Raw genomic sequence first — 22,965 nt, 5'->3', positions numbered from 1 at the left:
AAACACGCACTTACCCACGATTGAACACGCACAGGCCGACTACGACGCTCAGCCGGGCCAACTCAACCGCTCACGGGCCATCTGAAGAACTCAGTCACACGACTACGACGAAGCGTTCCTGGACTGGATCTTCTGGTGGTACCTCGGGACGGTGGAGCTGACCCACCGGCTCATCGCCTCGCGGACCGCCGGCTGACCCTGCGCGCCATCGCTCGAAGCCGCAGTCGAAGCCCTTCAAGCCCGGTCCAGTTCCGCGGCCGCGCCGCACAGCGCGCACAGCCGCACGCCCGGCGGAGGTGTACTTCCAGGACGGCGGCCGCCGCGCCGGCAGCCTGGAGGAGGTGTGGTTCACAGACATCGAGCACCTCGAGTTCGAGCTGTAGCCGCCGCGCCCCACCGTGGCGCGTGTACGAGATCAACGCTCAGACATACTCCTGACGTACTGCGCCGGACCGAGTGCGCCCAGGCGCACAGCAATACCGCCGGCATGGTTTGCGGATCTTGATGCCTGGTGGCAGCCAGCAGTGGGGGAAGAGGTAGCGGCGCAGGTTCGGCCGTTGGGATTCGACTTGACGAGGGGGCCATCCCCACGCGTGCCAGGAGTTCACCAGCGACCTGGAAACAGGCGACGGGGACCATTCCCGCAGGCGCGGGGAGTTCCATGCCGCGATCGTCACTGTCCCCGCTCATGGGGCCATCCCCGCCCCCGCGGGGGTAGTTCTGGAGCCAAGGTCGCCCTCCCATTGGCCGGGCACCGCCCGGTCCTCCACCTCGGAGGGGCGTTCGCTGATCATGACCATCGGAGTCGAGAAGCGTGGGTGGCGCTGCTGTGCCTGGCGACGGGGCTTGCGGCGTGCGCGACCGGAACGCAGGGCAGCGGCCCGCTCGCGGCGGAGTTCGCCCCGGCCCTGGAGGTAGAGGGCCTGGTAGACCGTCTCGTGGACCACGTGCATCTCCGGCCGGTCGGGAAAGACGTCCCGCAGAGCCTGGCATATCTGCTCCGGGCTCCACTTCTTGTCCAGACGCCCCTGGATGAAGTCCCGCAGCTCGGCATTCTCTGCGATCTTTCCCGTCTTCGGTCGGGGCCGGCGGGCCTCCGCGCGGGCCTGGGCCGCATGCGGACGGTAGTGCCACTGGCTGCGGGTGCCGTCCGTGCGATTGCGGCGGATCTCCCGGCTGATGGTGGACGGGCTGCGGCCGAGCTCGGCGGCAATCGCGCGGACCGTGGCCTTCTCCCGCAGCCGGTCCGCTACGTGTATCCGGTCGGCCTCACGCAGGTACCGGGACGGGCCGGAAGCCGGTGCCTCCGTACGGATCGGAGGCATCGGCTTCCGCTCACCCGATGCATGACGGCCATTGCGCCATCGTTTGCCGGTCCGGGAGTTGTTTCCGACGATCCGGCACGCTTCCAGACTGCTGACGCCCTGGTCCATGAGCCGGAAGTATTCCTCCCGCTCACGGACCAGCTTCCGGCGTCCCTGCCCCGTCCGCTCCTTGCGGATCTCGAATTTCATCGCACCCCTTGAACTGGGGTGTTGCCTAGAACCTGAGGAGGCGGGGGTGGGGCCCTCTCACGATGAACACGACCACCTGCTCTGCTCAGCTCGTGGGCGGCTCCTGCTTGCGGCGGCGCATCCACCAGATGAGTGCCGCCCCGGCCACGGCGAACGCTGCGGCGAGGCCCGCGATCAGGCCCACGGGGGTGGTGTTTCCGGTGTGGGCGAGGTCGCCGCCGGGGTTGTTCGTCGCCGGCGGCTGACTGTGGTCGCCGCCGGGTGTGGACGGGTCCGGCGCCGGAGTCGACGGGCTGTGCGACGGCGTGGGCTTGCCGCTGTCCGTCGGCGTGGGCGTCGGGGTGGGCTCGCCACCGCCGCCTCCGCGTTCACCGGACGCGCCCAAAAAGACCTGCTCGGTGCCGCGGTAGGTGGTCTCCGCCTGCGTGGAGGTCTTGGTGGTCTTGTCCAGGTCGCGGTGCTGACGGTTGAACTGGGTGTGCGTGATGTTGCGCTTGGGGGCCTTGGAGAAGTCGACCCCTCCCATCGACAGGATCCACACCTTGCCGTCGTAGGTCCGCTTGAACTTGTAGTCGCCGTTCCTGAACGAGTGGACGTACTTGTCGTAGACGGTCTTCTTGTCCCAGTTCTGATTCGGGGCGCGCAGCTTCCACTTGGAGATGTTGTTGCTGTCGATGACCTTGTGGAAGTCGGTGGGGTGGGCGGCATCCGCGCGGCGTACGTGCTCGGCCGCGACGCGCGAGCGGTAGACGTAGCGCAGGTCGGCGTAGGACGGGTCGTTGTTGACGCGCCGTTCCAGCTCGGGCCGGATCATCGTCTTGATGAGGGTTTCGGCCTGCCGGGTCTGCGCCTCGTTGATCTTGCAGGTGTTCGGCGGGACGTCCGGCCCGGTCGGCACCTCCATGTTGACCTTGAGAGGTGCGTCGAGGATGTAGATGCCGCCGTCCTGCTCGCGGACGGTGGCGGGCTTGGGGGTGATCCACTGGCGGATGATGGGCAGGCAGGGCTGCCCCTCCGCGGTGCGGGGAGCGGCCTGCCAGAAGCGTTCCCCGCGCTCGTACTTGTCGGGGTTCATCGCGTCGGCGTAGTCGTGCTTGAGGGTCAGATCTGATGCGAGCAGGATGCGGCCGGCGTCGGTCTTGGCGAACTCCTTGTCCAGGATGAGGTCCGGTCGGATCGGATTGAGGTTGACCCAGAACTTGTCCGGGGTCAGAGCCAGCCAGGTGAAGAAGGCGTCGTTGGCCAGGTTGAGCCGGGCTTCGCCGCCGTATCCGGGCTTGGTGTCCGGGTCCTTGGCATAGTCCGCCTTCATCGAGTACTTCATCCCCTGGCCCTTGACCGGCGTGGAGACGTAGTTGAGCTGCATCGTGGAGAAGTCGATGCCGCCGGGGCCGCGCATGAAGTAACCGCCGCGGTTGCTGGCCTGGTACTGCTTCTGGATGCGGAAGGCTTCCTCGGGAGTCTTTCCCGAGCGCAGCGCCTGGTCCATGATCGGGGAGCGCCCGGCCTTGAGCGGGTCGGCGTTGAAGCGCGGGTCGTACTTGGTGTAGTTGTTCGGATTCCGCGGGCGCTCGATCGCGTTGGAGCGGCGTTCGACGATGCCGGCCTGAGGCTCGCGGGTGTGGCGTGCCGCCTTCAGGTCTTTGTTGAAGGCTTCGATCTTGTCCTTGCTCGGCTTGTCCGTGGCCGCGCCGGTCAGGTACTGGAACTTGTCCTTCGGGCGCTGCTTGGCAAGTTGCCGGTCGGCCGTCATCTGGTCGTCTTCGACGTGGCCGTTCGACTTGATCTCGACGTTGCGGCCTTCGACGCGGTTGCGGGCATCCACGCGCCTCTTCTGCGTTTCGCCCTTCTCGTCGGTGTACTCGAGGGTGTCCTCACACCACCAGTCCGGGCCGATCATGTTGTACTTCTTGACCATGCGGGCCATGAACGCGTCGCCGCGGGGCGGGCTTCCGTGGGGCGCCAGCCAGCGGATGTCCATCCACCGGTTCCACTCCTTGTAGCCGGTGGGCGAGTTGTACTGGCGCTGATAGCGGGCGTACATCTCCATGACCCGGTACTCGGGCTTGCCGGTCTTCTCGAACTGCTTTTGCCACGACTTGTAGTCGGTGCCGGCCTTGTTGAGCTGCGCCTGAGTAGGTGCGAGGACGCCGTCGAAGTCCCTGGCGGGGTTGACGTAGGTGTAGTTCTCGTCCGTCGGGTACGGGTCGTAGTCGCCGTTGAGCGGCGGACCGGAGTTGGCCGGCGTGGTGCCGTAGCTGTGCCCGAGGTACTTCTCGTCACAGCGCTTCGGTTTGGGCGCGGCCTCGGCCTCGTCGATGTGGAGTCCGGGAAGGCCGGTGAAGGTGACGGCGGCTGCTGCGCCGATGGCGAGCGCGAGGCGCCCTCGCAGGCGCAGTAAGCGGCCGGTCGACCGTATCGGGATGGTCACGTTGTCTCTCCCCCTGAGAAGCCCGTGCCAGAAAGCGCCGCGTGGGGCTTCCGAGATCGCCTGGAAAGGATGCGGCGCCGGCGACGCGTCAACCCTAGAGTGCGGCCGCCTGAGAGGTGTTTGATTTTGGCGATCGTTTCGGCCAACAAGCCGTCGTCGTCTGATCGTTACTCTTCGAGCCAGGTCTCTTCCAGGTGGATGGCCACCTCGCGCGGGCGCGTCACGCGGAAGTCGGACAGCATCCGTCCGTGCCTCCTGACGGGCATGAGGGTGCGCAGGAGGGCGTCTTCCAGCTCGCTCCAGGCCATGACGTGGGGTTCGGCGGCAGCGTTGAAGTCGACGTCTTCCAGGGCGTTGTGGACGGCGAAGGCGTCGATGGTGTCGTGGACGTTTCCGATGACGGTCCAGGGGTCTTCACCGGCCCATCCATCGGCCCACAGCTGGGTCCCGTCGGGGTGACGGAAGAGGAAGGCCCGGTAGCGGATGGAGAAGTCGACGGTGACGGATCCGATGAGGGCCGCGTTCGGATGCAGCTTGGCCAGGGCCTCGGCGTGGTCGGCCAAGGGGGTGAATTCACCGCGGTGAGCGAAGGCCGCATCCGTGATCTCGGTAACCGGTCCCCAGCAGCCGACCCGGAGCTGTTCGAGATCGGCCCGGGTCTCGTGCGGGAACTCGTCGCTGTCGTGGCGGGGTTCCGGCCCGGCGGTGATCTCCTCGACGGTGGTGAGGCCGGCGGCGATGTCGCGCGCTCGGGCGTGGTCGTGGGGAGGCAGAGAGCCGGCGGGGCCGGGAAAGGGCCGCTCGATCATGGTCAGGCGGAACGCCCCAGTGCGGAGTACGGGGGCCTCGGGGGGACAGTCCCAGATGCTGTTGTCGGTCATAGCCGCCCACGGTAGTGGCCCGGCCCGCGGCGGGGACGACCTGGCCCGCGCCCGCCCAGCGCACGCCGTCCCGCCGAAAGAACGTCGAGGTCCCCGACCCTGTCCAGTGGCTGTTCGACTCGGTCACCTCGACTCGGTCACGCTGTCCGCGGCCTTCGTACGCAACGGCCGCATGGACGTCGTCGTCGCCACCAATCCGCTGGCCAGAGCCCTGCACGCCCCGATGTTCGCCAGCGACACCACCGACAGCCACGGCTGCGCCAACATCGCCCGCTACCACTTCCTCGACCCGGGCGGCTAAAGCACCCCGCGGTCGGCCGCCCGGAGCTGAACTACCAGTCCCTGGACCTGCCGGTGTCCCACCGGGCGGCGCACGACCTGACCTTCTACACCGCCGAGCCCGGCCGCACCTCCGAAGACCGCCTCAGACTCCTCACGAGCCTGGCAGGCCCAGCCTCGGGCGACCGAGCCCACCGACCAACTGCGCTGAGCCAAGCCCCTCGTGGTGGCTACCTGGAGGGCGGCTTCAGCCAGGTCATCGTCGTTCCTAGTACGCCGTCCACATCCACATCTCCTCCATCACCGAGGTGTAATCCTCGGTGTGGCGGACGCGGAAGACGGACCACTCAAGCCCGGGCCGGTACCTGCGACCGCAGCGGTCCAGGACCAGCCCGCCCAGCATCCCCCAGTTGGTGACGTGGGGTGCCTCATCCAGCTGAAGGTCTTCCCGCTCTTCATCGGTCAGCTCGGCCGGATCGATGTCGAGAGCCTTCAGGAGGGCGTGGGGGTCACCGTCGACGTCCCACGGCGTCGGGTAAGCGGGAAAGCCGGCAGCGAAGAGCGTCAGACCCCCGGGAAGACAGATCACGTCCTCCGTGTGCGTCTCACCGAAATCCGGCGACGCCGAACCGACGATCAGAGCCTTGGGGTAGCGCTCGTGGAGGGCCGTGACCTCCTGGAGGACCGGCGTCATGCCGGCGTCGTAAGTAGCGAGAGCCGGATCGGATATGCAGGTCACATTGCCCCAGCAGCCCACCGCGATCAGATCCAGGTCCGAGAGCGTCTCCGCGTACAGAGCCTCCGACGCCGGCAAGGGAGAAAGCTCTTCCAGCACCGCGTCGACGGTAGGGAAGGCTTCGGCGAACGCGCGCGCCCGCTCGCGATCGTGAGCCGGCAACTCGGCGGTGCTCGCGGGCAGCGGCGGGTCCAGGACGGTGATGACGTATTCATCGGAGTTCGAACTGCGAACGGCCGTCTCGGCCGGGTGCGTCCAAAAGGAGAGCTCGGTCATGAACGGCACCGTAACGGCAACCACTGACAGCGGGGCGAGTCCCGGACCCTGACGCGGCGTCATATCGTCCCGCCTCGTGCGGCAACTGGGCAGAACGGCGCGTTCCCAGCGGCGGGGTCACCACCAGTACACGGGGTACCTCGGTGTCCCGCGGCGTACGCGGGAGGCGGCGAAGCCGGTCAGGGCGAGGAGCACGGTGGCGCCGAGCAGCAGCGGCACGAACCGGCCGGGAGCCGGGGTCTGGAGCACGACGACGACAGCGGTGGCACAGGCCGGCGAGTGGGGGGTGCGGGCAGCCATCGTCGCGGCGAGTGTGACGCCGCCCGCCACCGCGGCGGCCCAGGGGCTGCTGTGCGCCAGGGCGAGGACGCCGTACCCGACCGCAGCACCGAGCAGATGCCCCACGACGAGACTCCTTGGCTGGGCCAGAGGCTGGGAGGGGGCACTGTGCACGAGGGCTGCGCTGGCGGCCAGCGGCGGTATCAAGACCGGCTCGTGGATCACCGTGCCGATCGCGACGAGCCCGAGGAGAACCGCTGTGGCCGCAATGATGCTGTGGAGGGCCGCGCCCGCGGTGGGCCGGGCCGGGGGTCGGGCGGAGGTCCGGCCGGACCGCTTCGGTGGCCGGGGCGAATCGGGGGCAGGGGCAGGCTGCGGGCGCAGCGCGAAATCGGTGCTCACGGTGAGGTTTCTGGGGCAAGCGGCTCACGGCCGGCAGGACGACAGGAGAAGGAACGGTCGTTGCTGCGGGAGCACACCTCTGTGATCAACAGTGGTTCTTGACCTTGCGCCTGTGCCCCGGTAGGGCCTGCGCAGTCCGTTCTCCACCATATCTTCCCTGCTCACGGCCCCGGACAGGGGGGTGAGCGGCACAGAGAACCCGCCCCTCGCTGGGCGCCTCGGTACAGCCGCCGGGCAGGTGCGGGCGCGTGCACGGTGCACGTCCGACCCGCCGCAGAAAAAGAAGTGGTCCATGAGTCTACGGTCGGGCCTCGTCAGGGGGCGGCTGCTCGGCCGGGAAGAAGATGCGGCTGAGCAGGTACGGTGCGCGGCCCGGCTCCGGCTGGTTGGCGAGCAGGGGTCCCAGAACCGTGAGCAACTTGTGGTTCATCTCGTTGAGTTCGTCCGGGTTGAGCCAGAGCGTGCCCTGGCGGTAGGAGACCGCGTCGGCGACCGGGTCGGCGCCGTCGCGGTCGAGGTAGGCGTTGAACTCTGCGATCAGCACAGCCATGGCGGCGGCGAAGCCCCGGCGGTGATCGTCCAGAGACATCGAGGCGGCCGCGTCGACGTCGACGACGGGGCGGTCCTGACGTAGGCGGTAGTGCCGCTCGACGGCGCCGCGCACCCGCTGCTCCTCGGCGACCTCCAGGAAGCCTGCCTCGGTGAGCAGGGCGACGTGCCGGTACACGGTCACCTTCCCCACCTCGGGCATGCGCTCGCACAGCTGAGTGGTCGTCAGCACCCGCCCGCCGGAGAGTGCGTGCACCACACGCAGGCGCACCGGATGGAGAAGCAGGTCGATGGTGTCCATGACGCTACTCTTTCACATGCGATACCGTTATCGAAGTTGAAAACGTAGAGGTGCGGGAGGGGAACATGCGCCAGGCAGTGGGGCAGGCGGTGCAGGTGAACGGCCGGTCCGTCTATGTCGAGGAGTCCGGCAGAGGGGCGGACCGGGTGGTCTTGAGGCCGGCCAGGGACTGGGACGTACCTGCTGGGACCCGGTGCTTCCGCTGCTGGCGGATCGAGGGCGACTGGTGACCTACGACCGTGCCGGCTTCGGCCTCAGCGGCCGGACGGCGGCGCAACTGGGCATTGACGACATGGCCGCCGACCTGGTCGCCATGGTCGAGGCAGTCGTCTCCGACCCCTTCGTGCTGGTCGCGCACAGCATGGGCGGGCTGGTCGCGCGGCGCGCGGCGGAGGGTCTGCGACCGCATCTACGGGGGCTGTTGCTGCTCGATCCGACGCCGGAGAGTGCTCCCGTCTACGACACGTTCGCCCATACCGCCAGGAACGTCGACCGTGCGATGAGCGTGACGCAGGCGCTGGTCCGGTCACGCTCGCTGGCTCGCATGGTCAGCGGGAAGATCCGCCGCGTCTACCCGGCGGACACCTACGCGGCCATGCTCGCTGAGGACTTCGTCCCGGCCGGCATCGCACAGACAAGGAAGGAGTTCAGAGCCGTGGCCGCAGCCATCCCCCAGCTCCGTGCTGAGCCGCCTGCCCTCCCGTCCTGTCCAACGGTCCTGCTCTCCGCATCCCGCCCTGTGAAGGGTCGGGAACGGCAGCACGCCGTTATCGCCGAATACCAGCGACGCCGGGTCGAGACGTTGCCGGACGGACGGTTCGAAGAGGTCGACTCGGGTCACTTCATCCAGGCCGAGCAGCCGGGCATCGTCGCGGACAGGGTCGGAGAGCTGCTGGACCGGGCACCGGACCGGCACTCCCGGTCGGCCTGAGGGGCACCCTGCGGCGTTCCTTCTCCGCTGGTCTGCACCCATATGCCCGAAGGGTGAAAACTTCTGCAACATTTCCCTGGTGGAGTACCAGGGCCACTGAGCCTTCAGGCAGTCAGATTCCGGCACATTCAGGCCAGCAGGGCTTTGGTGAGTTCGCTGACGAGGGCGCCTCCAGCTGACGGCCACCCGTTCGGCCTCGTTGCGGTGCCCGGTGGTTGTTGCGTCTGTCAGCAGGTCGCGTGCGGCGGGCGTAGCGCCGGCCCGTCCCGCTGGGCCCAACCGGGCGCCTTTCGTGGGTCAATGTCGGATCGTTATCTCCGACTGTTGGGACACTTGCTACCGAATGAGGCGGATGGGACGCGAAGGACCTTGACGGACTGGTGGGAGTGGCTGGAATCTTTCCCTCTCCCCCACGTGTCACTCTCAACCTCCATCACTTTGAGGCGGGAACACGCCCATGCGCACCCTCAGCTCAGCCTGCGCGGCGTCCACGGCTCTGGCGGCAACCCTGCTGTTGCCCACGACCGCGTACGCACACAACGCACCCGGCGACAACGGCACCGTCAAGATCCACGATGCCGAAACCGGCGAGGCGCTGAAGAAGAACGAGCCGCACGTCTGCACCTTCTACCTGGACGCCTTCGGTTTTGACGGCCTCCAGAAGGTGGACTGGCGGATTGCCGAATGGCCCCCGACCGGCACCAAGAACAAGACCGCCGACTCCGGCACGATCACCTTGGACACGGACGGACACGGCCGCACGGAGGACCAGAAGCTTCCGAACGGCCACTACAAGCTGTACTGGAACTTCGGCGGCGAGAAGGGCGCCGCGAAACACAAGGTGTTCTGGGTGGACTGCGCGGACCAGGGCGGCACCGTGCCGTCGGCGACCGCCTCGGCGCCGGCCTCCCCCAGCTCCACTGCGTCCGCCTCGGCGACCCCGGCGAACCCCTCCGCGTCCGGTACGCCGTCGGAGTCGGGCACGAGCAGTGCGCAGCCCGGTGCGCCGGCCGAGCCCAGCGCGTCGGCCACGCCCGACAGCGGCAACCTCGCCGAGACCGGATCAAACGCCGGTGTGCTGACCGGCGTCGCCGTGGCGCTGCTCGCCGCGGGCGGCGGAGTCACCCTGGCCATGCGGCGCCGGGCGCGCGTCCAGCGCTGATCCGCTGGACCGGCGGCGCCGAGCCCACCTCCCCGGCCCCGGCGCCGCCGCTTCGTGTCACGAGGCGCGTCCTCGTACGGCACGGGCACGTGCTCATCGGGTAGCCGCCTCGTCCTGGTGGCGCGGCGGCTCGCGGTACGTGCGGGGCGCCCGCGCTCCGCTCCGGACGGGTGGCCCAGGCGGCCTGGTAGAGCTGGATCGCTTCGGGCCGCCACCGGGGACAGCGGCGCAGGGCACGCTCAGCCTCGCCGTCACCCAGCCGCAGGGCCTTGTGCACCGTGCCGCGCACGCCCCGGCGGTCTCGGCCGGCCCGGCCTCTTCTCACATGCCGGCCATCCCACCGCCGGTGAGGCCCGGGGCCAGCGCCGGGAACCAGAAGACGGCGACTGCCAGGGCGAGCGAGGCGAGCCCGACGACGCGGGCGATCAGGTGGCCGGCCGGAGCGAGCTTCTCCGCGGTGATCACGGCGGTCAGCGCGACCATGGCCCACAGATTCATCACGCCGAACGCCGCCAGCAGGACCATCAGCGACCAGCAGCAGCCCAGGCAGAAGGCCCCGTGATGGGCTCCGGCACGCAGATCGCGCGACGTCCTGGGGTACGAGGCGTAGCGCAGCATCAGCCCGATCGGCGAGCGGCACCTTGCCAGGCAGCGGTCTTTGAGGGGCGTGAGCTGGTAGAGGCCGCTGACCGCGAAGACGGCCGCGGCCACTGCGGTGCCCGTCGCGGCGGGAAGGCTTGCCACCCGGCCCAGGCCGGCGGCCAGCCCGTACGCCGGCAGCCCGGCCGCGGCCCAGACGAGCAGGTAGGCGATGGTGAAAACGACCATGCGCGGCGCCCGGTGCACGGTGAGGGTGCGTGCGTACAGCGCCGCGACGGGCGCCGTGGCGGGCAGCATCATCGCCGCGGTCATCAGCGTCCACACGGCCAGGAAGGCGGGCAGGCCCAGGCCCATGGTGCCCGGCATCGCCTGCATGCCGCCCCAGCGCATCACCATCCAGACCCAGGCGGCGACCGCCACGACCAGCAGCAGCCCGGCGGGGCCCGCCCTGCTGCGGACGGTGACCGGCCCACCGGTCACGCGGACCACGTGAAGGGCGCCGAATGTCCGTTGCCGCCGCTGAAGTCCCAGGACCGGCCGTAGACGCCGTCGCCCGTCGCCCGGGTGGACCTGGCGATCGTGAGCGTGCTGCTCACCGGGTGGAACATGCCGGTCAGGCCCATGATCGGGCCGTCCTGGCCGAACTGCGGGGCGATCTGGTCCTCGATCTCGATGTCGATGGCGTCGCCCACCCGCACGGCGTGGCGACGGCCTTCTTCGCGGTAGTCGATGGGGACGCGCTCCACACCGAGGACCTCGCCGATGAGCGGAGTGAGCGCCGCCATCGGGCCGCCGGCCTGGCCGGAGAAGACCTTGCCCAGCGCCTCCGCCTGGCCGTCGTCCGCCGCGGCGTCGACGTACAGCGCCACCTGCCAGCCGCCATCGGCCATCACCCGGGGCCCGTCGATGAAGACGGCGACGCTGCGGTCGGAGACGTCCACGCCGTCCACTTTCCCGCTGTCCACGTGGAACGCGAAGGTCACCTGGCAGCGCTCGTGGTCAGCCGGTGCGGTCAAGCCGGAGGTGGTGCAGGGGCACACCACGTCGCAGTTGCAGCTCTCCAGGTACGTGCCGTTCATATTCCAGGGCACGGCTCTTCCTCCCTGTTTTGCCGCCCCCTCGGTGGAGGGGATGCATCGGGAGCGTCCGTACCGTCCCGGTACCCCCGGTGCGGCTCTTTCCAGGCTATTCCCGGCGGCCCCGTCGCGCAGATCCGCTTCCGGTGCAGGTCACCGGCCTGGGACCGGGTCGTGGGTACCGGCGAACCCGGACTGTTCTGCGCATCCGTGGTCAGCGCTTGCGCGCCAGTGTCACCCCGTCCCGCACCGGCAGCATCACCGCTTCCACTCGCTCGTCGCCGACAATCGCGTCGTTCAGTCGGCGCATCGCGAGGTGGTGCTCCTCGTGGTAGGCGGGGTCGAAGACCCGGCCGGCGAGGAAGACGTTGTCCAGCACGACCAGACCGCCCGGGCGCAGTCGCGGCACGATCTCCTCGTAGTAGGCGGGGTAGTTGGCCTTGTCCGCGTCGATGAAGGCGATGTCGATGACCGGCTCGTCCGGCAGGGCTCGCAGGGTCTCGACGGCGGGGCCGAGCGTCAGCTCGATCCGGTCGGCAACGCCGGCCCGCTCCCAGTACGGGCGAGCGACCGAGGTCCACTCGTCGCTGATGTCGCAGGTGAGCAGGCGGCCGTCGTCGGCCAGGCCCCGCGCGATGCAGACGGACGAATAGCCGGTGAAGGTGCCCACCTCCACCGCGAACCGGGCGTTCACCAGGCGGGTCAGCATCGTCAGCAGTGCTCCCTCGTCGTGGGAGACCTGCATCGTCGATGCGCGCCCGGTGGCCTCCCGCGTCGTGACCGCCAGCTCCTGGAGCACGTCGTCGGGGGCAGTGGAGTGGGCCAGCAGGTAGTCGCCGACCACCGGGTCGACGATCTCCAGGTCTTCCCCCGCCGCAGGTTCGCTCCAGTCGACGTTCAGGACCTCCTGGGTTGCGAAGCGCGTCAGGTGACGGGCGACCACGTCCTGGACGCGGGCCAGGCCCTTGGTGTCCGTGGCGGTGGCGATCAGGCTCAGTCCGTCGGAGCCTGCGGTGAGTGCGCAGGTTCCGGCACTGAGCTGGACGGTTCCCCGGCCGTCACCGGCCAGCTGGGTGGTGGCTTTGTGGCCCAGGTGGGAGACGAGCTGTTTGAGGTAGCGGGCGGAGCGGTCGGTGGTGACCAGCGCCGTTGATATGGGCATCGCGAGTCCTTCCGCACGAGGAAGCGTCGAAGAAAATCGACGCTTGGCTGCGGCCGATTCTGTTGCCGCTCGGCGTCGCTTGTCAAAGGGTCGAGGATTATGGACACTTGCCGGCATGTCAGACCCTCAGTCCGAGCCCCTGGTGCTCAGTTCGCCCGAGCAGTTCAAGGCGCTCGGGCACCCGGTCCGCCACCGCATGGTGAACGTTCTGCGCCAGCGGCCGGCCACACTCCGCCAGTTGTCGACGGCGCTGGGCATGGCCAAGGGAACGACGGGCTACCACGTGCGGGTGCTGCGCGAGGCCGGCCTGGTCCGCCTGGCGGAAACCCGACAGGTGCGCGGCGGCACGGAACAGCACTTCGCGCTGGTCAGCCACGGCTTCACCTTCCACGAAGACGTCCAGGGCGGGCCCCAGTTCCTGATCAACGCGGCCCTTGGCGAGATGCTGCCGGCCCGCCCCGGGCAGGCGGAGCACACTGTGTTGCGTCACCTCTGGCTCGCCCCGGACGAAGCCCACGCGCTGGCCGCCCGGTTGCGCGAGCAGGCCGATGAGCCGCACACCGTCGACAGCTCACAGGGCGAGCCCTACGGCCTCCTGGTCAGCCTCTTCCCGGCGGACATCCCCACCCTGGATCGCGACTCCCCCGCACCCGACACGGCGGTCTGACCAGCGGGCACGCCCCGCCGCTAGTGACCTGCCGCGGCGCACCGGCCCGTTGAGGTCGGCTCGTTCGCCCGGGCGAACGCGTCGGCACACTGGGCACTGCCCGTCGCCGAGCGGGGCTCCTCGTGGTGACACCGGGGTAGCGGGCGACAGCCGTACCGACACCGACCGTCCGGGTCTTCCGACGAGCCCGGACCCCGGCGATCCCGGCAGCTCTCGTCCGACCGCAGAGACGGCGGCCGCGGAGCCGTCACCCACATGAGCCGTTCACTTGACCACCACGTTCGCGAACACGATGAACAGCCCGACCATCACGTCCACCCCGCCGACCCGACAGCTCGCCGGCCAGGTGCGACCGGCCACCCGGGCCGCCCACAGACCCCAGCCGAACAGCGCCACCAGATTGATGAGCAGCGCGGCGTCCACTGCCGCTTCCTCGCTCCACCAGTGCAGGTAAGCACCGGACAACGCGGCAATCGTCGGCAGCGCCGCCACCACCAGCGGCCATTCGGTCAGCATCGACCGTACGGCGCTGGTGGTGACCGCTGCCGCGTCGTCCGTCCGGTGCGCGATGGCATGGGCGTAGCCGTGCGACGCGGCCGACGCCACGGCCGTCAGCGCCACCCACAGCGCGTCATAGCCGGGATCTGACGGATGGCCGTCATGACCGAGCGCAGCCAGCAGCGCGCTGGCGAGCACCGAGCCGTACACCCCGCCGAACAGCAGCCGCTGCAACGGCTCCCCTCGTCTGGGCGGTGGCAGGGAAGCGCTGGAACGGATCGACACGGCGCCACCTCACAGGGACGAAGGGCTCTTCTCACGGGGACGGGTGCCTACGAGGTGTAGCAGCCTGCGGCACGGATCCTCCGGAGCTACGCCGACGACATGCGGCCATCGCCCTCGCCCCCACATCGCGCATCGCGCAGCGGAGGTGAGGCGGGGCTGCGGGCTTTGCCCTCAGCGACGTGGTGGCCCGCATCGATCTGCGCGTTCGGGTACCTCGCGCATTCGGCGCAGCACGGGGAGCGTGGCAGGCCACGCGGTGATCTCCTTTGAGGACCGATGTCGACGCGCCCGTAACCGAGGAGACCGCTGTGATCATCAAGAAGCTGCACGAGGCTGGACTGCGGAGCGAGCATGCTTACTGCGCGGCTCTGGGTTCCATCGGCATTTCGTTCCTCAGCTGGGCGACCTCGGCCAAACTCGAGAAGTCCGCCGAGGTGGACCGCGCTGACCGGTGGGGCATCTTCGTCGGCGAATGGGCGCCTACCTTCTTCGGCCTCGGGCTGGCCCTCGCCCACTACGAGAGCCACCAGACCGGCCTGCTGCGCCGAGGCTGAGCCCCGCCGACCCGGCGCCGGACCCTGCCGGAGGAAAGGCGATGCCCCCGTTGTTCGTGCCGCAGCGGCACGCTCGACTGCACTTCGACGGCTGGATCGCCGGCGTCGGTACGGCCTCCGGTACCCGCGTGGTGGTCGGTCACTGGGCACGGTCGCCGTTCGGGCCGTTCAGCGACGTGATGCTCGAACGACCGGACGGACACCGGCTTCTGCTGGCCCCCACGCAGCACACGGCCGACTTCATCGCCGAGACGTACACCTTCGACAGCGTTCGGGTCACGCCCGTCCGCGTTGGTCTCACCGCGGGGAGCTGGACCGTTTCGGCGGGCTCGCTCGACCTGCGGCTCACCCTCGGCCGACGGTCCCTCCTGGGATTCCTGCTGTCGGCCGTCCCCGGTCCGATCGCCGCCCGGCCGGCCTGGACGGCGGTGACGGACCCGCTCGCCCGCCTGCTGTTGAACGTACGGACCCATGGGAGCGGCGGCGGCCGAAGCGAGTGGTACGGCGTCCGTGACCTGCACCCGATCACCGCGGCAGCCGCCACCTACGAGGGCCGGGACCTCGGCCCCCTCGCGCCGGTCGAGCCCCCCGTACGGTTCGGGTTCGGTTCGACACCCCGGACGCCCTGCGTCGTGCGCATCACGACCACGGTGGAGGTGAGCGGGGGCGGCTCCGCACCCCGTACGCCTCCGTCCACGCCCGGTGCCGACAGGGCGGGAGGCGAAGCGCCCGGGGCGGGTACCCGCAGCCGTGCGCGCCGGTGGCGGTCCCGCCTCCTGGCGCCTGGCCCGCGTAGGTGGCACGGGAGGATCGACCGGCCTCGCTCCGGCGCAGCTCAGGCCGAAGGCACCCGCGGCACGGGCCTGGACCTGCTGGGCATCTACCTCAACGACCACCTGGCCGGCGCCACCGCGGGGGTGGAGCGGGCCCATCATCTGGTGCGGACCACCCGCGATACGGCGCTCTCATGAGAGTGGCGGTGGAGGCAGCCGGATGGCAGACCCTCCGCCGGCTCACCGCCACCGAGAAGCGCCTGGACCCGCAACTGCTCGACGACCTCCTCGAACGGGCCCGGCGCCAGCAGGACGTCGTGGAGGAGTGGCGCACCCGACAGACCGAAGCGGCCTTTCCGAGTGGGTGACGTGCACCCGCTCACTTCAGGCGTCACACGGCTGGGGCGACGCTCGCCCACCGCTGTCGGAGACTCCCCCACCCGCAGCTACGTCGCGCAGGGACTCACCACACCGGAGCGAAGCCAAGCGAAGCCAAGCGAAGCCAAGCGAAGCCAAGCGAAGCCGAGCAATGCCGAGGAACTACCCACCAGCGCCAGGGCCCTGCGCAGCCTTTCCGTCGCGGCCCGCTTCCACTTCCACGTGGTGGCGACGGCCGGGGCCGCGTACCGCCAGCGCCTCGAAGCCCCAGTCTCGCAGTACGTCCTGGCAGCGCCGGAGATGCTCTTGCTCTTGGTAGCGGGCGCCACTCCCCCGCGGCCCGACCCAGCGCACCAGCACCTGCCCGGGCCGTTCCCCTTCGCTGGTGCGGTACCCGGTCCGCACCGGCTCGCCGTCCGCGCCGGTGGCTGACGGGGCGATGCCTTCGGCTTCGAGCAACAGGCTCACCGTGTGCAGCAACCGACCACGCTCCCACGCGGCGGGATGCGCAGCCGGGTCGGGTCCGCTGTTGGTGAGGCGCCGGATGGTGCGGATGCCGTCGAGGGCGGTGCGCAGCTCAGCCTCTCGCGCCGCGGTGCTCCCAGCCTCCGCCGGGTCGGGAGGTTCGGCACCGGTGCGCACCTGGAGTCGGCCTGCCTCGATGTTCTGGTCCCGCATCCCCACCCCAGACTGCGCCGGTGTTGTCTGCCTTGACAGTACGCGCGCCACTACTGCCTCGGTGTCGGTCGAGGAGTCATGACTGAAGGGACTACGAGGCCGCCCGCTGCGCCTCGCAAGGGGGCCTCCGACACAGCCCACCCACCTATTGCATACTCATGCCTTTTGTTGCATACTCTTCCCATGTCTAAGGTCCTCACCTCCCTTCCCGTCGGCGAGCGCGTCGGCATCGCCTTCTCGGGCGGCCTCGACACCTCGGTCGCGGTCGCGTGGATGCGCGACAAGGGTGCCGTTCCGTGCACCTACACCGCCGACATCGGCCAGTACGACGAGCCCGACATCGCCTCGGTGCCCGGGCGCGCGCAGACCTACGGCGCCGAGATCGCGCGCCTGGTCGACTGCCGCGCGGCTCTGGTCGAGGAGGGCCTCGCCGCGCTCACCTGCGGCGCGTTCCACATCCGCTCGGGCGGCCGTGCCTACTTCAACACCACGCCGCTCGGCCGCGCCGTCACCGGCACCCTCCTGGTCCGGGCGATGCTCGAGGACAACGTACAGATCTGGGGCGACGGCTCGACCTACAAGGGCAACGACATCGAGCGGTTCTACCGCTACGGCCTGCTCGCCAACCCGAACCTGCGGATCTACAAGCCCTGGCTGGACGCGGACTTCGTGACCGAGCTCGGCGGCCGCAAGGAAATGTCGGAGTGGCTGCTCGCCCACGACCTGCCCTACCGCGACAGCACCGAGAAGGCGTACTCCACCGACGCCAACATCTGGGGCGCCACCCACGAGGCGAAGACCCTGGAGCACCTCGACACGGGCGTGGAGACCGTGGACCCCATCATGGGCGTGCGGTTCTGGGACCCGTCCGTCGAGATCGCCGCCGAGGACGTGACGATCGGCTTCGACCAGGGCCGCCCGGTGACGATCAACGGCAAGGAGTTCTCCTCCCCCGTCGATCTGGTGATGGAAGCGAACGACATCGGCGGCCGGCACGGCATGGGCATGTCGGACCAGATCGAGAACCGGATCATCGAGGCCAAGAGCCGCGGCATCTACGAGGCGCCCGGCATGGCTCTGCTGCACGCCGCGTACGAGCGCCTGGTCAACGCGATCCACAACGAGGACACCCTCGCCCAGTACCACAACGAGGGCCGGCGCCTGGGCCGGCTGATGTACGAGGGCCGCTGGCTGGACCCGCAGGCGCTGATGGTCCGCGAGTCGCTGCAGCGCTGGGTCGGCGCGGCCGTCACCGGTGAGGTGACGTTGCGGCTGCGGCGCGGTGAGGACTACTCGATCCTCGACACCACCGGATCGGCTTTCAGCTACCACCCGGACAAGCTGTCCATGGAGCGCACCGAGGACTCGGCATTCGGCCCGGTGGACCGGATCGGCCAACTCACCATGCGCAACCTCGACATCGCCGACTCGCGCGCCAAGCTGGAGCAGTACGCCGGGCTCGGCATGATCGGCACCGCCAATCCCGCCATCGGAGCCGCCCAGGCGGCCGCGACCGGACTGATCGGCACCATGCCCGAGGGCGGCGCCGAGGCCATCGCCTCCCGCGGCGAAATCTCCAGCGAGGACGAGATGCTGGACCGCGCCGCGATGGAGTCCGGCACGGACTGACCAGTCCGCCAACCGGACCTGGACGGCTCAGCACCCCGAGGAATGCACCACCGGAAGGCCGGCTCGACGCCCACAGCGCCGAGTCGGCCTTCGCCGTTTTCCCAGGCCGGCGGCCGGAAAAGGGCGGCGGGGCGGGGCGGTGATGCCGCGTCATGCCCCCTTGGCGCTACGCGGCGTCCGCGAGGATCCGGCCCACCACGGGCGAGCGGGGCTCGAAGACGTCGAGGAGCCCGATCGTGCGCAGGACGGGGGCGAGTTCCCGCAACTGCGCGAGGAGGGCCGCGTACTCGGGGGTGTCCTCGGTGAGGTCGTCGAGTCGTACGGCGTTGGCGACGAAGGCGGCCACCGAGCCCTTGCGGACGGTACGCCCGTTGATCGCGGTCGAGTCGATCCCGGCGGGCAGGACGTCCTCGGGTCGTACGGCGGGCTGATGTGCATGCGACATGAGATCCCCTTGCGTGTTTGATGCACGTGCTTTCTGCACGCATAAGACGCTAGCAGGACTCCGTGCTTTTTGCACGTATCATCGAGGAGTGAGCGAGCCAACCACTGACTCCATTGACCACACGTCCGTGGACACCCGCTACGCCACGCGGTTGCAGGAGGCCGGGCTGATCGCCCGCCGCTCCGACCCGTCCGACGCCCGCGCCACCCGGCAGGCCCTGACCGCGGACGGTGAGCGGGCCGTCCAGGCGCTGCGCGCCGCGATGGAATCCTTCCTGGCCGACGAGATGGCCACCTGGCCTCCGGGCGAGGCCACCGCTTTCGCCCTGCGCCTCGAAAAACTGACGGAAGCCCTCGCGTCTCCCGACAGGAGCCGTACGTCCTGAAGTGAGCCGGGCTCCGCAAGACCCGATGGCCGGCTCGCCGCTCGCGCACCCCCGGGGCACGATGGAGTACGGACCGGCACGGGGCCAGCAGCAGCGGGAGGCACGCGTGGCGCACACCCACACGACCGACGTACTGATCGCGGGCGCCGGTCCGGTCGGGCTGAGCGCGGCCGCCGAACTGCGTCGCCACGGGGTGCGCTGCCGTCTCGTCAACCGGCTGCCGGCCCGCCTGCCGTACGCCAAGGCAGTCGGCATCCAGCCGCGCACCCTTGAGCTCTGGGACCGGATGGGCCTGGCCCGCACGGTCCTGGAAGCCGCCATCGCGATGCGCGGCCAACTGATCTACGTCAACGGCCGGGAGCAGGCGCGGATCGACCTCACGCTGCCGCCCGAAGTGCCGTACGGATTCGCCGCGCTACCGCAGTACGAGACCGAGCGCATCCTTGAGGCGTATCTCGCCGGCCTGGGTACGGTCATCGAGCGCGGCACCGAGCTCATGTCGTTCACCCAGGACGAGCACGGGGTCACCGCCCGGCTGCGTACCGCCTCCGACGCCGAGGAGGAGGTCCGCGCCCGCTATCTGATCGGCTGCGACGGGGCGCACAGCATCGTCCGCAAGGGGCTGGGACTCGCCTTCGAGGGCGGGGCCTTCGCCGAGGAGTACATGCTGGCAGACGTCGAAGCGGACTGGGATCTGCCGCACGGTTTCGGCCTACGGTCCCTGCACCGCACCGACGACGGTGCCACCGACGACCTGCTGGTCTGCATCCCGCTGCCCGGAGCAGGCCGCTACCGCATGTCAACGCTGGTGCCACCCGAACTCTCCACGCAGACGACGGACCATGGGCCCGCGCGCGGCGAGTCCGTCACGCACGGTCTGGAGGGCGGCCGTGCCCCGGAACTGTCCCATCTCCAGGCCGTTGTGGATCGCCTCGCCCCCAAGGCGGCCGTCCTGTCGCGGATGCGCTGGTCCTCCGTCTTCCGCATCAGCCACCGGATCGTCGACCGCTACGCCGACGGCCGGGTCTTCGTCGCGGGCGACGCCGCCCATATCCACCCGCCCACCGGCGCGCAGGGCATGAACACCGGCATCCAGGACGCCTGCAACCTGGCATGGAAACTCGCCCTCGTCGTCCGCGGGGAGGCAGGACCCGCCCTGCTCGCCAGCTACGACGCCGAGCGCCGCCCGGTCGGTGAAGAGGTCGTCGGCCGGACCGTCCGCCACGCCACCCACGGCATCGAAACCGACCCTGACGACCCGCGGACCCTGATGCTGCGCGAAGCCCAACTGCTCGTCAGCTACCGGGGCGGCCCGCTCACCGACAGGCCCAACGGGCCGGCCGACGCGCCCCAGCCCGGTGACCGAGCCCCGGACTGCACCGGTCTGACCACCCCCGTGGCCACCTACCCCTTGCGGCTGCTCGACATCATGCGCGGCCGCACAGGCCACGTGCTGCTTCTCTACGCGACCGACCCCGCCGACCTGGTCAAGGCCACCGAAGCGGCCGCCCGAGCCGCAAAACAGCCGCCCGTGGCCGACGGCAGCCCCGGCGCCCGCAACGCCCCCGCTCGGGAAACCGGCCTGCAGACCGTTGCCGTCCTCGCCCGCGACGCCGTACCGAGCGCCCCCGACACCCTGCCCGTCCCCGGATACCGTGACGCCAAAGGGGAGTTCGCCCGGCTCTACCGCCCCGACGGGCCGACCGGATTCCTCGTCCGCCCGGACGGGCAGCTCGGCGCCCGCTTCCCCCTCGCCGACACCGCAGAGGCCCTCTCCGACTACCGCACGGCCCTGTCCACGCCGGCCTGAACGCCACACCGGGCCGCCACACCAAGCCCCAGCGCGATCCAGCGAGCCCCCTCCCCCGGCGCCTGTCCTGCACCACGACTGCCACATCGGACGTGACGGAACCTTGCACGTCACCGTTGTCCGGCGCGCAATCCCGGTCGAGAAGACGACCCACGGAGGCGGCATCCGTCGCAGCCGCGATCGGGGCGACCCGCCAGGAAAGCCCCCCATCGGAGCGCTGTCGGTCGGGCTATGGTCGACCATATGAGCCTGTCGACACGAGAACGAGAGCTGTTTCTGGCGGAACCTCATATCGGTGCGCTGTCGGTGATCGAACGACCGGACCGCGCACCGCTGACCGTTCCCATTTGGTATCAGTACACGCCGGGTGGCGAACTGTGGGTGCGTACCGGGCCTGATTCCCGGAAGGCGCGAGCGATTCGGTCTGCAGGGCGCTTCAGCCTGATGGTGCAGCGGACCGAGCCGACGGTGCGCTACGTCTCGGTGGAGGGGCCGGTCACCAGGACGGAATCGGACAGCCGCGAGCGGTCCTGGGAGATGACCGCGCGGTACCTCCCTCAGGAAAAGGTCGCGGAATTCGTGGAATACGACCGCACCCAGCTCGGTGAGCACGTCGTCATTTACATGCAGCCAGAACATTGGGTGTCCGCGGATTTGGGATCCCTCTGAGCGCCGCAATGGCACCCGGCCCCGCTCTCCACTGGAAATCGACCTTCGGGGACAGCGGAGCGGTACCGACTCCTCACCGCTGCGGACGCGAAGAGCAGGGGCGACGAAACAGGTGCGATGATCTCGAGTGGTTCGGCTGCCTGACACTGACGCTTACCGAGGCGGGACGAGAAATCTCCCGGTGATCCGCGGGCCGATCTCGCAGTCGAGGGAACGGACCGGACAGTCCCGCCGTCGGGGCCGGCGAGTGTACGGCCGTGATCGGCGTACGACTGTGATCCGCGCGTGATCAACGCCCCCGTAAACTCCACTGCTTGGGGGATTCACGGGATGCATGACCAGGGGGACACATGACATACCGGCGCGCGGCAATACCGGCACTGGTCGGCGGGATAGTGCTCACGGCGCTTCTGTGGTGGGTGGGGGCGAGCACGCACGCGTTGCATCTGCCGGGCGCCACCAACGTGATCGGTGGCCCGGCCGCCGCCGAGCTCGAGCACTGGCTCACCCCGTGGTCGTACGATCCGCCGTCCTCGGCTCAGCCCGGCGCCGAAGCGTCCGGCGGGGCCGGGGACGCCGGCTGGTTCGACGGCGTCGGCTACCTCGCGCTGTACACCACCGCGCTGCAGATCCGGTTCGGCGCGGTCTTTGCCTTCTTCGTGTTCGGGGCGATCCTCCTGATCCGCCGGCTGCCTCCGGTGCGCGGCCGGCGGACGGCCGCGCTGCTCGCGGTGTGGGCCTGGGGTCTGGTGGCCGGGACCCTGGCGGTGACCGTCTCCGCGCCGTGGCTGATTGCCGCTGGGGGGCACGGCAGTTACCGCTTCCTGCCCCAGCTGGCGAGCGTGATCTCGTCCGGGCGGCAGATCCTTGTGGTGACCGCGCTGGTCGCGGCGGTGGTGACCGTGCTCGCAGGCCGGGTTGCCGTCGACGGGACCGATCCGCTGCCGCAGGAGGTCGTCCCGGTGCGCGCCGCCCGCCTGGCCGCCACCGTCGGGACCGCGGTGATCGCCCTGTCCCTGGTGGTCCTCTCGTACCAGCCGGTCGCCGCCGCGCTCCAGCAGATCTCCCCGAATGTCGGTCTGCTCGCCGAACCGGGCGATCTCCTACGCCAATGGCTGCTGCTCGGTGCCTGGACGGGCCCGACGGGCACGCCGCTCGGCGATTGGCTCCTGTATCGCGCCGCCGACGTACTGCTGCTCGCCGTGGTGTGGTGGGCGCTGCGGCGGCTGCCCGGACTGCTCACCCGGGTCACTGTCCCGGTGATGGCGGTGGGCGCGGTGTGCGCGACGGTGCTCGGCCTGCTGGCGAGCCAGCTGCTGCGGATGGCGACGGACGGGACGGGCCTGCGCTGGGGGCTGCTGCATCTCTCCGCGGAACTCGGCGGCGGCGTCCCGGCTGCCCTGACCTGCGGCCTGGTGGCGGGAGTTGCGGCTGCCTTGACGCTGCGGGTGGCCGGGCGCCGCACGAAGACCGCTGACGCGACGACCTCCGTCCAGGACTCCGTGCAGGACTCCGTTCAGGGCTAGGAGCTGTCGTGGAAGTGCTGTGGGGAAGCCCTCAGCGAGGGGGAGCCGAACCCCGGGACTCCGCGCCTCACCGTCCCTGGCTACGGGAG

The 22,965-nt window shown here is 69.8% G+C and carries 21 protein-coding genes and 4 pseudogenes; 13 read left to right on the top strand and 12 right to left on the bottom strand.

Annotated elements, in window-relative coordinates:
• Positions 1-293: 293 nt before the first annotated feature.
• Positions 294-383, top strand: a pseudogene (locus OO62_RS39220) (telomere-protecting terminal protein Tpg); the annotation flags it as partial.
• 345 nt (positions 384-728) lie between these two features.
• Here the strand turns inward: OO62_RS39220 and OO62_RS31740 are convergent.
• The 3 genes and pseudogenes from OO62_RS31740 to OO62_RS40280 all read right to left on the bottom strand — a co-directional run.
• Positions 729-1,514: pseudogene (locus OO62_RS31740) on the bottom strand (IS30 family transposase); the annotation flags it as partial.
• A gap of 85 nt (positions 1,515-1,599) precedes the next feature.
• Positions 1,600-3,945: a hypothetical protein gene (locus OO62_RS37220; RefSeq protein ID WP_051733780.1), complete on the bottom strand. Its 2,346-nt coding sequence runs from the start codon at positions 3,943-3,945 to the stop codon at positions 1,600-1,602.
• A gap of 167 nt (positions 3,946-4,112) precedes the next feature.
• Positions 4,113-4,826, bottom strand: a complete 714-nt coding sequence (locus OO62_RS40280) for a DUF6333 family protein (RefSeq protein WP_033271087.1) — start codon at positions 4,824-4,826, stop codon at positions 4,113-4,115.
• Positions 4,827-4,932: 106 nt separating this feature from the next.
• Between OO62_RS40280 and OO62_RS41040 the strand changes: the two genes are divergently transcribed.
• On the top strand, positions 4,933-5,127 hold the full coding sequence (locus OO62_RS41040; RefSeq protein WP_051733779.1) for an MmyB family transcriptional regulator: 195 nt from the start codon (positions 4,933-4,935) through the stop codon (positions 5,125-5,127).
• 246 nt (positions 5,128-5,373) lie between these two features.
• On the opposite strand, the gene OO62_RS41035 is transcribed toward OO62_RS41040, so the two are convergent.
• The 3 genes from OO62_RS41035 to OO62_RS31710 form a co-directional block, all read right to left on the bottom strand.
• Positions 5,374-6,117: a DUF6333 family protein gene (locus OO62_RS41035; protein ID WP_129322906.1), complete on the bottom strand. Its 744-nt coding sequence runs from the start codon at positions 6,115-6,117 to the stop codon at positions 5,374-5,376.
• Positions 6,118-6,234: 117 nt separating this feature from the next.
• Positions 6,235-6,798: an HPP family protein gene (locus OO62_RS41030; RefSeq protein WP_033271085.1), complete on the bottom strand. Its 564-nt coding sequence runs from the start codon at positions 6,796-6,798 to the stop codon at positions 6,235-6,237.
• Between the two features lie 298 nt (positions 6,799-7,096).
• Entirely contained in the window at positions 7,097-7,648 is a 552-nt protein-coding gene (locus tag OO62_RS31710) for a helix-turn-helix domain-containing protein (protein WP_033271084.1), read from the bottom strand.
• A 148-nt stretch (positions 7,649-7,796) separates the two neighbouring features.
• Here OO62_RS31710 and OO62_RS31705 point away from each other — a divergent pair.
• Together OO62_RS31705 and OO62_RS31700 are read left to right on the top strand one after the other, a co-directional pair.
• Positions 7,797-8,579, top strand: a pseudogene (locus tag OO62_RS31705) (alpha/beta fold hydrolase); the annotation flags it as partial.
• A gap of 457 nt (positions 8,580-9,036) precedes the next feature.
• Positions 9,037-9,741, top strand: coding sequence for a hypothetical protein (locus OO62_RS31700; RefSeq protein ID WP_033271082.1), 705 nt, complete (start codon positions 9,037-9,039; stop codon positions 9,739-9,741).
• Positions 9,742-10,062: 321 nt separating this feature from the next.
• Here OO62_RS31700 and OO62_RS31695 read toward each other — a convergent pair whose 3' ends face one another.
• From OO62_RS31695 to OO62_RS38530, 3 genes are all read right to left on the bottom strand, one after another.
• Positions 10,063-10,821: a DUF2182 domain-containing protein gene (locus OO62_RS31695; RefSeq protein ID WP_033271124.1), complete on the bottom strand. Its 759-nt coding sequence runs from the start codon at positions 10,819-10,821 to the stop codon at positions 10,063-10,065.
• Complete coding sequence (locus tag OO62_RS31690) at positions 10,818-11,432, bottom strand: DUF1326 domain-containing protein (RefSeq protein ID WP_033271081.1); 615 nt, start codon at positions 11,430-11,432, stop codon at positions 10,818-10,820. The genes OO62_RS31695 and OO62_RS31690 overlap by 4 nt, the downstream gene beginning before the upstream one ends.
• Before the next feature lie 199 nt (positions 11,433-11,631).
• Positions 11,632-12,579 (bottom strand): DUF2218 domain-containing protein, encoded by a 948-nt coding sequence (locus OO62_RS38530; protein WP_164993239.1) that lies wholly within the window; start codon positions 12,577-12,579, stop codon positions 11,632-11,634.
• A 115-nt stretch (positions 12,580-12,694) separates the two neighbouring features.
• On the opposite strand from OO62_RS38530, the gene OO62_RS31680 reads away from it, so the two are divergent.
• Complete coding sequence (locus tag OO62_RS31680) at positions 12,695-13,246, top strand: winged helix-turn-helix domain-containing protein (protein ID WP_033271080.1); 552 nt, start codon at positions 12,695-12,697, stop codon at positions 13,244-13,246.
• Positions 13,247-13,510: 264 nt separating this feature from the next.
• Here the strand turns inward: OO62_RS31680 and OO62_RS31675 are convergent, their stop codons facing one another.
• Positions 13,511-14,029 carry a hypothetical protein gene (locus OO62_RS31675; protein WP_051733778.1) on the bottom strand — a complete coding sequence of 173 codons (519 nt, stop codon included), beginning with the start codon at positions 14,027-14,029 and terminating at the stop codon, positions 13,511-13,513.
• 308 nt (positions 14,030-14,337) lie between these two features.
• On the opposite strand from OO62_RS31675, the gene OO62_RS31670 reads away from it, so the two are divergent.
• From OO62_RS31670 to OO62_RS41810, 3 genes and pseudogenes are all read left to right on the top strand, one after another.
• Positions 14,338-14,583: a hypothetical protein gene (locus tag OO62_RS31670; RefSeq protein WP_033271079.1), complete on the top strand. Its 246-nt coding sequence runs from the start codon at positions 14,338-14,340 to the stop codon at positions 14,581-14,583.
• 41 nt (positions 14,584-14,624) lie between these two features.
• Positions 14,625-15,251, top strand: a pseudogene (locus OO62_RS31665) (hypothetical protein); the annotation flags it as partial.
• 299 nt (positions 15,252-15,550) lie between these two features.
• The gene (locus OO62_RS41810) at positions 15,551-15,724 is read left to right on the top strand and encodes a hypothetical protein (RefSeq protein WP_398742480.1); all 174 of its coding nucleotides are present in this window, start codon (positions 15,551-15,553) and stop codon (positions 15,722-15,724) included.
• 172 nt (positions 15,725-15,896) lie between these two features.
• Here the strand turns inward: OO62_RS41810 and OO62_RS31655 are convergent, their stop codons facing one another.
• A complete protein-coding gene (locus tag OO62_RS31655) occupies positions 15,897-16,412 on the bottom strand; it encodes a hypothetical protein (protein WP_063739077.1) in 516 nt (171 codons plus the stop codon).
• Between the two features lie 183 nt (positions 16,413-16,595).
• On the opposite strand from OO62_RS31655, the gene argG reads away from it, so the two are divergent.
• Positions 16,596-18,041: an argininosuccinate synthase gene (gene argG / locus OO62_RS31650; protein ID WP_033271078.1), complete on the top strand. Its 1,446-nt coding sequence runs from the start codon at positions 16,596-16,598 to the stop codon at positions 18,039-18,041.
• Between the two features lie 166 nt (positions 18,042-18,207).
• Here the strand turns inward: argG and OO62_RS31645 are convergent, their stop codons facing one another.
• Positions 18,208-18,486 (bottom strand): hypothetical protein, encoded by a 279-nt coding sequence (locus OO62_RS31645; protein ID WP_033271077.1) that lies wholly within the window; start codon positions 18,484-18,486, stop codon positions 18,208-18,210.
• Positions 18,487-18,574: 88 nt separating this feature from the next.
• Between OO62_RS31645 and OO62_RS31640 the strand changes: the two genes are divergently transcribed.
• From OO62_RS31640 to OO62_RS31625, 4 genes are all read left to right on the top strand, one after another.
• Positions 18,575-18,871 (top strand): MarR family winged helix-turn-helix transcriptional regulator, encoded by a 297-nt coding sequence (locus tag OO62_RS31640; RefSeq protein WP_129322907.1) that lies wholly within the window; start codon positions 18,575-18,577, stop codon positions 18,869-18,871.
• 106 nt (positions 18,872-18,977) lie between these two features.
• Positions 18,978-20,681, top strand: coding sequence for an FAD-dependent monooxygenase (locus OO62_RS31635; RefSeq protein ID WP_033271118.1), 1,704 nt, complete (start codon positions 18,978-18,980; stop codon positions 20,679-20,681).
• Between the two features lie 243 nt (positions 20,682-20,924).
• Positions 20,925-21,350: a pyridoxamine 5'-phosphate oxidase family protein gene (locus tag OO62_RS31630; protein ID WP_033271117.1), complete on the top strand. Its 426-nt coding sequence runs from the start codon at positions 20,925-20,927 to the stop codon at positions 21,348-21,350.
• 350 nt (positions 21,351-21,700) lie between these two features.
• Positions 21,701-22,876 carry a hypothetical protein gene (locus OO62_RS31625; RefSeq protein WP_033271076.1) on the top strand — a complete coding sequence of 392 codons (1,176 nt, stop codon included), beginning with the start codon at positions 21,701-21,703 and terminating at the stop codon, positions 22,874-22,876.
• Positions 22,877-22,965 lie beyond the last annotated feature (89 nt).

Origin of the sequence: Streptomyces lydicus (assembly GCF_000717345.1) — a bacterium.
Taxonomy (GTDB): Bacteria; Actinomycetota; Actinomycetes; order Streptomycetales; family Streptomycetaceae; genus Streptomyces; species Streptomyces lydicus.
This window is presented reverse-complemented; position numbering and strand designations above follow the sequence as displayed.